Source organism: Granulicatella sp. WM01 (assembly GCF_004570605.1).
Lineage (GTDB): Bacteria > Bacillota > Bacilli > Lactobacillales > Aerococcaceae > WM01.
On sequence record NZ_SPPB01000003.1, the window covers coordinates 73,582 to 83,866 of the forward strand.

Sequence of the window (10,285 nt, forward strand, 5' to 3'; positions counted from 1 at the left end):
CTTCTTAACTATCCTCCATTAATCTCAATTTTTCCTTCAATATCTTTATAAACTATAAGATTGATTGCATAGAAGATGATTATCCACATAATCTGCACTAAAAGCACAAAAAATGAACCTTTATTATCATATAAACCATTAAAAATCTGAGCAGGTAAGTCAACAATATATCTAAACGGTTGAATGTTCAAAAAATCTGAAATCTCCTTTGGAAAAAATCTCAATGGAATAACCATTCCAGAAAGTATATATGCGATGGAACCAATCGTACTTACAAAGTTTGTAATAGAAGTAAAATAAAAAGCCAAACAATACATGGAGGTCGTTATAAGTGTACTTAGTTGAACTGCAAGTAAAACTGAAACAATAAAAAGCAAAAAATTATCCATATTAGGTAACGATAATCGTAATCCAATATCAGGAAAAGCAAAAGATATCATTAAAGAGAACAAAAAAATTGGTATACCACGTGCCATCATTCCAACAAACTTCCAAGATACTGTTTTTGAAAAAATAAAATTAAAAATACTTGTTGGTTTTACAAGGTCCAGTGCCACCGTTCCTTTTCTAATACTATCAAAATCAGAACTATTAACTGTCCAAGGAACAATACCAAATAATACTTGTGTTACCCAAATATACGATGTAGTTTGTAATTCACTCATTGGCGATAACTGCTCATTACTGCCAACAAATGCAATTAAAATATAGTTTTTAAAAATTGCAAAAAATATTTGAGTCACAATCCCAGAAATGAGAGTAATCTTATATATTTTTACAATCTTGATTTGTTTTATAATTTGGCTAACTAAAACCAAACTTATTCCTCCTAATATAATTTTCAACTAAATGTATCAGTTTTTTCTCTTTGATTTCCACATTTGAATCAAAATAATAAGAAATTGAAATAAATGATGCTTTATCAGAATCATCTATTCTCTTATTAAAAAATTTAAGCTGCAAACCCATTTCTCTAAATTCAAATAGAGAAAAATCATTTTCTATTATTTCTTCCTCTTTTATTACACTAATTGAAGAATCGTTATTACCTGCCTTGTTTATATTTATATTAAGTAAACCAGCTACTTTGCCTTTATTTTCAATTTCAAAGATTAAACCTGACAACTGCATACCGATTCGAAAAGACACAACTAGTCCTATTAAGAAAAAACAACTTAATATTTGCTGGAATTTTTACTTACCAACATCATTTGACGAAGAGCCGATTATTTATATCATTAAGTGAAGTGGTTTTTTCGCCGGTATATTTTAATGAACATTCGGTTTTATAACACAAAAAAATGATTTTGCGAGCATTAATACTATGCATATGTTACATTGCGTTTCCTTAACGCTTCGTAACAAAATATGTCTTATTCCCATTACACAACAGTTATACTAAACATGATGCTCTTTATTATCCGACTTGGAATATGACAAGTTATGTTCATGGCAAAATTTTTCTATTCTAACCGAATCTATACTTATATTGAACATTATTTTTGGCAAAGGTTTACTGACTTTACCAATACAAACACATTCCACTTGTTTTAGTATACCTACAGAATCACTATGCTCTTTTAGTCATTCACTCATCACGTCTATTTGCTCCACGCATTTCCATAGGCTTAGCCAATACTTTGATACGTTCCATTAAACGTTGCGATTTTCTCTCATCTTCAACACTTGTTCCTTTCAAATGCTCCACTAAAGAATCAAAATCTAAATTTGATGTAAAAAACGTTGGTAAATGTTGCCTCATACGATAGTCTAAAATAACCATTAGAACATCATCTCTTATCCAAGCACTTAGAGATTCTCCACCAATATCGTCAATCATCAAAATAGATGCTTTCTTAATAATATCTAGTTTTTCATTGACTTTATTTTTTGCAATGGCTTCTTTTAACTCGACAACCAGACTTGGAAAATGCACTAAATAACTACTATATCCTTTTGAAGCTAATTCTCCAGCTAGACACCCTAGTAGATGTGTTTTTCCTATTCCGTATGTTCCATAAAGGTAAGCCCCTTTATGCTCTGCACGTGGATTATCTTGATACGCTTTACAAAATTCTACAATATATTTTACAGCATTTATTCTTCCTTTTCCTGCGTCCAAAAAATTTGGTGACAGACGTAATTCCGCAATTCCTTTTGGCATCTCCAATGTTTGAATACGTTTAGCTACTTGGCGCTGTTCTTCTTGTAGTAAAAACTCATCTGTAGCCTGATACACAACATCAATATATCCAACATTCAACATTAATTTTGGTGCAAATCCTGGATTTTGTGAATGCCCTTTTATTTGAATACGTTCTTTTTCTTTAATAAATTCATATAATTTAGAATAACTATTTGCAATGATCTGTTCATTTAATTCACTCTCATGCTCTTTTAAAAACTCTTTCACATCTTCATCCATCATCATTTGCGCAATGAGTTTCTGATATGTTTCTTTAAATACACCATTGTGTTGATAACGTTCTAAATGATCTCTTATTGATTCCATAATTCACCTTCTTTACGAAAATACTCCTTGCCAATCTTCTTCATCTACAGGAATATCTATATCTTGTAATGCCTGTTTCTCACGTTCTGTTAATTTAATTTGTTTCACATTTTTTTGACGTGTTTTAGGTTTTTGGCGTTCTTCTCTAGTTTCTACACGTTTTTTCAAATAGTCAATTGCTTGTTCTGGTGTTGCAATATTATGTTTTACCCAATCATTCGCTACTCTCTTAACATAGGCTTGTGTCAAAGCTGCATGATTTAACACAACTAAAATATAATAAGACATCATATTGACAACAGAATCTTTAAATTGAAACTCTTTAATTAATAGTTCTAACACTTTTAATTCTAGTTCTTCTACTTGAAATTGCAATCCGTTTATTTGTTGTTTATTTTTCTGCGTCTTAATTTGTCTAACAAACTCGGCTGGTGCAAATTGAACACATTGTTTAATTAATACTTGAATTTCTTCAGGATACTTTTTAACATCTTGTTCCTGTACATCTATCGTTTGTTTAACACGTGGATTGTCGTGATAGTTTGTTTTGTATTGACGAGCAATGGCATATAATTTATCAACATTTATTGTATTATCTGCTAAAGAATGAGCTTGCAGAATATATTCTCTCATATCCATTGGTGAAGTATGATATAACTGGTGTATTGTTAAAATGGCTTGCTTTACCTGAACTGTTATCTGTTCTTGTGTAACATACGTTCCTAAAATTAAGCGTGAGAAAAATTCCCAATCAAAATCTTCATTGTCAATTGCTAATTGTGCTTTTTGTTGTCCAATAATGTGAGCATCATTAGTTTGTAGCGTAATGTGCTGCCCAAATACTTTGCCAAAACTTTGAGAAATATTTGTATAATCCTTTAAAGACACAGGGTGTACAATAAATTTTGCTCTTAATCGGTTAAAATGTTCTTGACCAATTTGCTCACAAAGCAACCCACAATAAACAGGATCATTAAAGAAATCATACGGTGATACGGGGGCTTGAACATCATAAATATATCTATCTAATGTATCATCATCTGTGCGATACGTTATCAATAATCCCATAGCCTCCAGACGTGCTCTGGATTGAAAAAATTCTTGCACGTTATATTGGAGCATAAAGAGCATGCTCTGATGAGTAAGTCGGATTCGATTTTTAGATTGCGACACTAAAAATTGATACAATGCTGCAGCCTTTGCTCCTATCATAGGCTGATATAACGTAAACACCACATCTCTATCTACGTCTGTAATAGTATTCAAATGTTGTATCATCACATAATCTTGCATATTAATATCTTTCCACTCAAGCATCTATCCACCTCCTTTATACGATTACATTGTGTTAAGTTATGCATTGAACGTAACTGTTCCATGCCCTAACTCCGCATTTTCAAATTTATATTTAGTATACATTCACTTAGTCTTAGATGTGTTCGCTCCTAAATGCCCTGTGCTTCCCACACATTGCACTTTTTGCTTCGTTCGTAGCACACGAAATATCACATCCTATTAGAGTTGAGTTCAATTTCGCACTCTCTTGAAAAGCCTTGTTTGTCGCTCATATTCTGTTGTTGCTGTGCGCCCTCTCGAATATGAAACGTTTCGCCACAATTTTTTCAGCGTTCGTAGCACGCGAAATATCACATCCTGTTAGAGTTGAGTTCGATTTCGCACTCACTTGAAAAACCTTGTTTGTCGCTCATATTCTATTGTTGCTGTGCGCCCTCTCAAATATGAAACGTTTCGCCACAATTTTTTCAGCATTCGTAACGCACGAAATCTCACATCCTGTTATTGCTCTAAGCGTTTAGCGAGTTCTTCTAATTCTTGTAAAAATCTGTTTTTGTCTGAAAATTGGCGATACACACTAGCAAATCGAATATAAGCAATATCATCAATTACAGCCAAACGGTCCATAACTAATTCCCCAATAGTCGTTGTAGAAATTTCACTCTCACCCATATTGTATACATCTACTTCAACATCACTTGCCAATTTTTCAAGTGTTTCTAAAGAAATAGGACGTTTTTCGCAAGATCTTACTAACCCACGCAGTAATTTTTCTCGACTAAAATCTTCACGATTTCCATTTCGCTTCACAACTAAAAGTGGAGTCTTTTCAATTCTTTCAAATGTTGTAAAACGGTGTCTGCACTCCTCACATTCTCTACGCCGTCTAATTACCGTATTTTCTTCTGCTGGTCTACTGTCAATAACACGTGAACTACTATATTTACATCGTGGACATTGCATACGTATTCTCCTTACTGTTTATTTGCCTTTATTATAACATCTTTTTAACGCTTTATCATGGATTTAACCGTATTTACCCAACGAATGACTTGTTTGATTGTATCTTCAACACTTCCAGTATTATCAATCACATAATCCGAGCGTTTTACTTTAGCAATTAAAGGCATCTGTGCATACAATCTGCTTTTTACTTCCTCATACGAATACTGGTTACGCGATATTAAGCGTTCTATTTGAACATCTTCCTGCACAAATACACTTAAAACAGCATCAACTTGTTTATCGTAGCCTACTTCAAATAATAAAGGCATATCAATAATAACCACATCTGCTTGCATTTCTAGTTGCTCATCTAGCCACTGGTTAACTTCTTTAAAAATAAGTGGATGCAATATACGATTAAGTGTTTCCCGTTCTTCAGCATGGTTAAAAATAATATCTGCCAATTTTTTACGGTCTAAGGTGTTATCCTCTAATAAAATGTCTTTTCCAAAATGCGATACAACTTGTTCTAGCCCCACACTTCCCTTTTCAACGACTTTTCTTGCCAATTCATCTGTATCGCATAATGGTACATCCAAGGTTTTCAATATATTAGCTACTGTCGTCTTCCCACTGGCAATACCACCTGTTAATCCTACAATATACATTCTTTCCCACTCCTTAATTTGTCATTCTTTGGCAGTGCGAACAAATATGTGTTCCTCTCTGTCCAACGATTATTTTTTCGATTGTATGCCCACAAAATAGACACGCTTTTCCAGTTTGTCCATACACACATAGTTTAGTTTGATAATTCCCTTGTTCTCCTAGACTTGAATAATCTCTAATGGTCGTTCCACCAGCTTGAATAGCTGCCTGTATAATAGATATAATATGATAATGTAATTGTTCAACTTCACTCTCATTTAAATCACTCGCCACACGCATTGGATGAATACGGCTTTGATACAACACCTCATCAACATAAATATTTCCTAATCCAGCCACAACGTGCTGATTTAATAACACAACTTTAATCATCTGATGCTTTTTTTGCAAGTCTTTTTTGAAACGTTCTATAGAAAATGTGTCAAAATAAGGTTCAACACCTAGTTTCTTATGCTCAAAATAAGGTATAACGTCTTTATTAGAAAGCACTATAAACCGCCCAAACTTACGGACATCTTCATACTGTAAAATGCTTCCCTCATGAAAAGTCCACATCACGTGAACATGTTTAGAATATACCTGATTTGTATCGGTTATAAAATATTTTCCACTCATACGTAAATGAGATACAATAGTCCAATGTTTCAACACAATTAGTAAATACTTTCCTCTGCGATCCACTGAATGAATTGTTTCATTTAGCATGCATTGTTTAAATTGTTCAACATCTTCAATTATTTTAGGATAAAAAATACATATTTCCTTAATTGTCTTTCCGACAATTTCTTTAGCTAAAGCACGTCTTACTGTTTCAACTTCTGGTAACTCTGGCATAATAGTCTTCCTTTATAAATTCCACTCATATTTTCCTTATTATAACATGCATTGTAAAAACATACATCTTCTGAATATTTCATAAATTTTTCATGTTTTTTCATTGTATTTCATACAATAAAATAGTATACTGTAATAAATAGATTTTATTGATTGTTTCTATATATTTCTAGACTAACAATTCAGAATATATCGGAATTATTATTAAAATAATTTTATATAAAAACGGACATGCTAAATTAGCATGTCCTCCCCCATGTGCCAAACTTTCTATCAGCACAAAACAACATTGTTCTTAACCTTATTTTCTCACTGTTTTTATAAGTGGAAAATCTTTAATATCTCCAAAGAATAGATGTTCCTCTGGAATTTGATATAACTTAGACATCTTTTTACTTAAAGATCTCGAGATTTTAGTTGAATTTCTCTCAATTCTTGATAAAGAGTCTTTGTTAACCCCTAAAATATTTGAAGCCTCAAGTATTGTTAAATTGCAATTTACTCTAGCTGCTTTTAATGTTAACATTATCATATATCCACCACCTTTTCCTTATAATATCCGAAAACAAACGGATAGTCAACTGAAAAGCAATCTAAAAACTTAAACATCTTTTTACCTTATCGTTATTATGGTAAGATAGGGTTAATTCAAGTTTTTATATTAACAAAATAGTTTTTTTCTAGATAGGTTGTGTATAGAATATGTTAGAATTCTTTAAAAGTATAACAAGTATTAACTTACGAATGTTATTAAAAAATAAAAATATTAATCAGGCTCAATTATCCCGCATGACCGGTATTTCAACAAGTACGATTAATGACTACGTAAAAGGAAAAACGATTATTTCAAAGAGAAATATTGAAAAAATTACAACTGCCTTAGACATTACAATCTATGATTTAGTTAAATATTCTTTTTTTGATGTAAAAGATTTAAGTCAAGAATATGTTGTCGTAAAATTACTCGAAAATAAAACATTAGATATTTTTTCTCCATACGAAAATCTTAAAATTGCTGAAAGTTCAAAAGTTGAACAATATCTATTTTCTAAAGGCGATCAATTGCTATTAGAGAAAAAAGATAAATATGAAACAGATGATATTTTATGTTACTACCATAAAGAGTCAAATCATTACAAAATTGACACGTATACTCAAGATAATCAATTGGAAATTATCGGCAAGATTGTTATGCGTATTTCAATTATGTAGTCATTGCAAAAGATACTTTAACTTTTAATGTGTCTATTAAGGGACTGGGAAAAAAGTCTTAAAAATAAAAAACAGCTTATAATGACGTCATCAGAAACGTTGATTCTAAGCTGTTTTCAATTTTTCAAATGTTAATCGAAAGGCTAAAATTCCAATTTTTTCCCAGTCCCTTTTTTGTATTTTGACAATATTTCCAACGTCATATACATAAAACCCCTAAAATGTATAATACATTTTAGGGGTTTTATGTAGTAAAATTATACATCGGTTCACACAATGTATAAAACGTGCCTGCATATCCGGCAGTGTGGTTTCCCACTTGCACGCTACTTGAGTAGTGACTACTGTCACGCCTCGACTCATCGCATGCTATACATCATACGTGATTTATACTTGCTTGTCAACTAAAATATTCCCTTTTTAATCTCCATATTTTCAACGCTTTTCATCATATCTGAGCATAGATACTCAACTTCTTTTTTACTACTTAGAAAAATAACTAAATTTTCTAGTAACCACAAATCATAACAAGCATCAGATAATATATAGAGCAACATTTCTTCCATGCATACCATAAATAGAAGAAACATGCTATAATATAAAGCGATTATTTGAACTGTATTTATCTCAAGGAGGTTTATTATGAGTTTTGACGGTTTTTTTACTTATCATATCAATAATGAACTAAGCCAAACCATTGTTGGTGGACGTGTTAATAAAATTTATCAACCAAGTGATTATGAAATTGTCCTCACATTACGTGCAAATAGACAAAATTATAAATTGTTAATCAATACTCATCCAACGCAAGCACGTTATCATTTAACTGAAGAAACATTTTTCAATCCAGAAGTTGCACCGAATTTTTGTATGTTATTACGTAAATATTTAGAAGGTGCAACATTGAAATCTATTCAACAGGTAGGATTAGACCGTATTACGACCTTTTGTTTTCAAAATCATGATGAACTAGGGGATAATCATGCTTATCATTTAACAGTAGAACTGATGGGAAAACACAGTAATGTTTTTCTTATTCATCCTCAGTCTAATGTTATTATCGACTGTTTAAAATATATTCCAACCTCCAAAAATAGTTATCGTCAAATTCGTGCCAATACTTATTATCAGTTACCACCTTATCAAAATAAAGTGAATATCATGGCGTTGTCACATGATGATTTTAAACAACTTGACTCTACTATTCAAATGGATACTATTCAACACACCTTACAAGGTATTGGACAAAGCACATTACAATGGATTAAAAACACTTTAACGGATACACAAAAACCATTATCGCAGGTACTAATGCTATTAAAACAAGCACCAACACAAGCTACGCTACTTTTAAAAGATGATATACCTTACGACTTTTTACCTATTTTTTATCCCCAGGGCAAAACAATACCTACGCTTAGTCATTTACTGGATATTTATTACGCAAACAAAGCTAAACTAGAACGTGTTAAACAACTAAGTGGTAATCTTATTGCACAACTTAATCAACTAATATCAAAAAATCAAAAAAAATTAAATAAATTACAACATGAGTGTGAAGAAGCAAAACATGCTGATATATTCAAAATAAAAGGAGAACTTTTAACAACGTTCGCTTTTCAACTCGAAAAAGGAGCAACTCAAGCAACGCTGCCTAACTATTATGACAATGATGCACCTTTACAAATTACGTTAAATCCTCAATTGAGTGCTAATCAAAATGCACAGGCATATTTCAAAAAATACCAAAAGACAAAACAATCCTTGCATTTTTTGAAAGAGCAAATCGCATTATGTCAACAAGAAATTTTATATTTGGATAGTGTGCTTGTTCAAATACATCTTTCAGATACACAAAATCTTGTAGCCATAAAAGATGAACTGATTGCTACGGGATACTTAAAAGATAAACAGAAAATGAAACGTAAATCCCCTGTAAAAAAAGCAGAGCCGTTACAGTTCAAATCGAGTGACGGCACACGAATTTTAGTAGGACGAAATAATATGCAAAATGACTATTTGACATTGAAAATGGCTAAAAAAGATGATATTTGGTTACATACTAAAGATATTCCCGGATCACATGTCATTATCCAATCGAGTCAACCTAGTGATGATACCATTAAATTAGCTGCTACTATTGCTGCGTACTATTCAAAATATCAAAAAGCAAGTAATGTGCCAGTTGACTACGTTGCCGTTAGACAGATTAAAAAACCAAATGGTGCTAAGCCTGGTTTTGTCATTTATGACAAACAAAAGACAATTTATGTCACACCAACACAACAAGAAATAGACAAGCATAAATTATCTTAATTGGAAATTTTGAAAAAATACAGTACAATAAAGAAACAATGATAAACAAGGAGTTTTTTATGGCTAAGAAGAAAAAAACAAAAATGGAAAAAATAACAAAAATAGTGACTTGGGTGATGTTAGTTGCTTTACTTGTATCAGCAGGGATTACTCTAGTACTTTCACTATTTCAATATTTAAAATAAGTTTTCCACTCGCTTTTGCGAGTGTTTTTTATATACTAAATAAAAACTCACTAATAGACTTAAATACGTTTTAAATCGGCTAGTTTCCTCTTGACTTAAAAAGATTGCTTTACCTATTTATAATAAAGCGTGTTGGCAATGCCAACACGCTCAGATTGTTGACAATATAATAAAAAAAGCACATCACATTTTTAAAATAGAAAAAATGTGATGTGCTTTTATATTAAACCTATATAGAGTAGCAAAAGTACTGTTTAAAAGAAAAAAACAATACTGTTTGTGTAGTATTGTTGCCAGTTTTTTCATATTTTGGGTA

Annotated in this window: 11 protein-coding genes; 3 read left to right on the forward strand and 8 right to left on the reverse strand. The window is 31.6% G+C overall.

All coding sequences use genetic code 11. The annotated features are described in order from the left end of the window. Nucleotides 1-8: 8 nt before the first annotated feature. The 8 genes from E4T68_RS01120 to E4T68_RS01155 all read right to left on the reverse strand — a co-directional run bounded on the left by E4T68_RS01120 (nt 9) and on the right by E4T68_RS01155 (nt 6,788). A complete protein-coding gene (locus E4T68_RS01120) occupies nt 9-818 on the reverse strand; it encodes a hypothetical protein (RefSeq protein ID WP_194185066.1) in 810 nt (269 codons plus the stop codon). Continuing rightward, the gene (locus tag E4T68_RS01125) at nt 805-1,149 is read right to left on the reverse strand and encodes a hypothetical protein (protein WP_167753760.1); all 345 of its coding nucleotides are present in this window, start codon (nt 1,147-1,149) and stop codon (nt 805-807) included. The genes E4T68_RS01120 and E4T68_RS01125 overlap by 14 nt, the downstream gene beginning before the upstream one ends. A gap of 439 nt (nt 1,150-1,588) precedes the next feature. Then, nucleotides 1,589-2,512, reverse strand: coding sequence for a primosomal protein DnaI (gene dnaI, locus E4T68_RS01130; RefSeq protein ID WP_135123282.1), 924 nt, complete (start codon nt 2,510-2,512; stop codon nt 1,589-1,591). A gap of 12 nt (nt 2,513-2,524) precedes the next feature. Then, nucleotides 2,525-3,829, reverse strand: a complete 1,305-nt coding sequence (locus E4T68_RS01135; RefSeq protein WP_135123284.1) for a DnaD domain protein — start codon at nt 3,827-3,829, stop codon at nt 2,525-2,527. Between the two features lie 480 nt (nt 3,830-4,309). Next, complete coding sequence (gene nrdR / locus E4T68_RS01140) at nt 4,310-4,771, reverse strand: transcriptional regulator NrdR (RefSeq protein ID WP_135123286.1); 462 nt, start codon at nt 4,769-4,771, stop codon at nt 4,310-4,312. A gap of 44 nt (nt 4,772-4,815) precedes the next feature. Then, nucleotides 4,816-5,421, reverse strand: a complete 606-nt coding sequence (gene coaE, locus E4T68_RS01145) for a dephospho-CoA kinase (protein WP_135123288.1) — start codon at nt 5,419-5,421, stop codon at nt 4,816-4,818. Nucleotides 5,422-5,434: 13 nt separating this feature from the next. Next, nucleotides 5,435-6,256: a DNA-formamidopyrimidine glycosylase gene (gene mutM, locus E4T68_RS01150; protein WP_135123290.1), complete on the reverse strand. Its 822-nt coding sequence runs from the start codon at nt 6,254-6,256 to the stop codon at nt 5,435-5,437. Between the two features lie 301 nt (nt 6,257-6,557). Then, complete coding sequence (locus E4T68_RS01155; RefSeq protein WP_228099203.1) at nt 6,558-6,788, reverse strand: helix-turn-helix transcriptional regulator; 231 nt, start codon at nt 6,786-6,788, stop codon at nt 6,558-6,560. Nucleotides 6,789-6,958: 170 nt separating this feature from the next. On the opposite strand from E4T68_RS01155, the gene E4T68_RS01160 reads away from it, so the two are divergent. The 3 genes from E4T68_RS01160 (at nt 6,959) to E4T68_RS01170 (ending at nt 9,969) form a co-directional block, all read left to right on the forward strand. Further along, the gene (locus E4T68_RS01160) at nt 6,959-7,468 is read left to right on the forward strand and encodes a helix-turn-helix transcriptional regulator (RefSeq protein ID WP_135123292.1); all 510 of its coding nucleotides are present in this window, start codon (nt 6,959-6,961) and stop codon (nt 7,466-7,468) included. Between the two features lie 642 nt (nt 7,469-8,110). Next, entirely contained in the window at nt 8,111-9,784 is a 1,674-nt protein-coding gene (locus E4T68_RS01165) for an NFACT family protein (RefSeq protein WP_135123294.1), read from the forward strand. A gap of 59 nt (nt 9,785-9,843) precedes the next feature. Continuing rightward, nucleotides 9,844-9,969 carry a DUF4044 domain-containing protein gene (locus E4T68_RS01170; protein WP_135123296.1) on the forward strand — a complete coding sequence of 42 codons (126 nt, stop codon included), beginning with the start codon at nt 9,844-9,846 and terminating at the stop codon, nt 9,967-9,969. Nucleotides 9,970-10,285: the final 316 nt, after the last annotated feature.

What these genes read in the sequence shown, in the direction of transcription:
- dnaI (WP_135123282.1), bottom strand. Translation starts at nt 2,512, where the DNA reads ATGGAATCAATAAGAGATCATTTAGAACGTTATCAACACAATGGTGTA.
- E4T68_RS01135 (WP_135123284.1), bottom strand. Translation starts at nt 3,829, where the DNA reads ATGCTTGAGTGGAAAGATATTAATATGCAAGATTATGTGATGATACAA.
- nrdR (WP_135123286.1), bottom strand. Translation starts at nt 4,771, where the DNA reads ATGCAATGTCCACGATGTAAATATAGTAGTTCACGTGTTATTGACAGT.
- coaE (WP_135123288.1), bottom strand. Translation starts at nt 5,421, where the DNA reads ATGTATATTGTAGGATTAACAGGTGGTATTGCCAGTGGGAAGACGACA.
- mutM (WP_135123290.1), bottom strand. Translation starts at nt 6,256, where the DNA reads ATGCCAGAGTTACCAGAAGTTGAAACAGTAAGACGTGCTTTAGCTAAA.
- E4T68_RS01155 (WP_228099203.1), bottom strand. Translation starts at nt 6,788, where the DNA reads ATGATAATGTTAACATTAAAAGCAGCTAGAGTAAATTGCAATTTAACA.
- E4T68_RS01160 (WP_135123292.1), top strand. Translation starts at nt 6,959, where the DNA reads ATGTTAGAATTCTTTAAAAGTATAACAAGTATTAACTTACGAATGTTA.
- E4T68_RS01165 (WP_135123294.1), top strand. Translation starts at nt 8,111, where the DNA reads ATGAGTTTTGACGGTTTTTTTACTTATCATATCAATAATGAACTAAGC.
- E4T68_RS01170 (WP_135123296.1), top strand. Translation starts at nt 9,844, where the DNA reads ATGGCTAAGAAGAAAAAAACAAAAATGGAAAAAATAACAAAAATAGTG.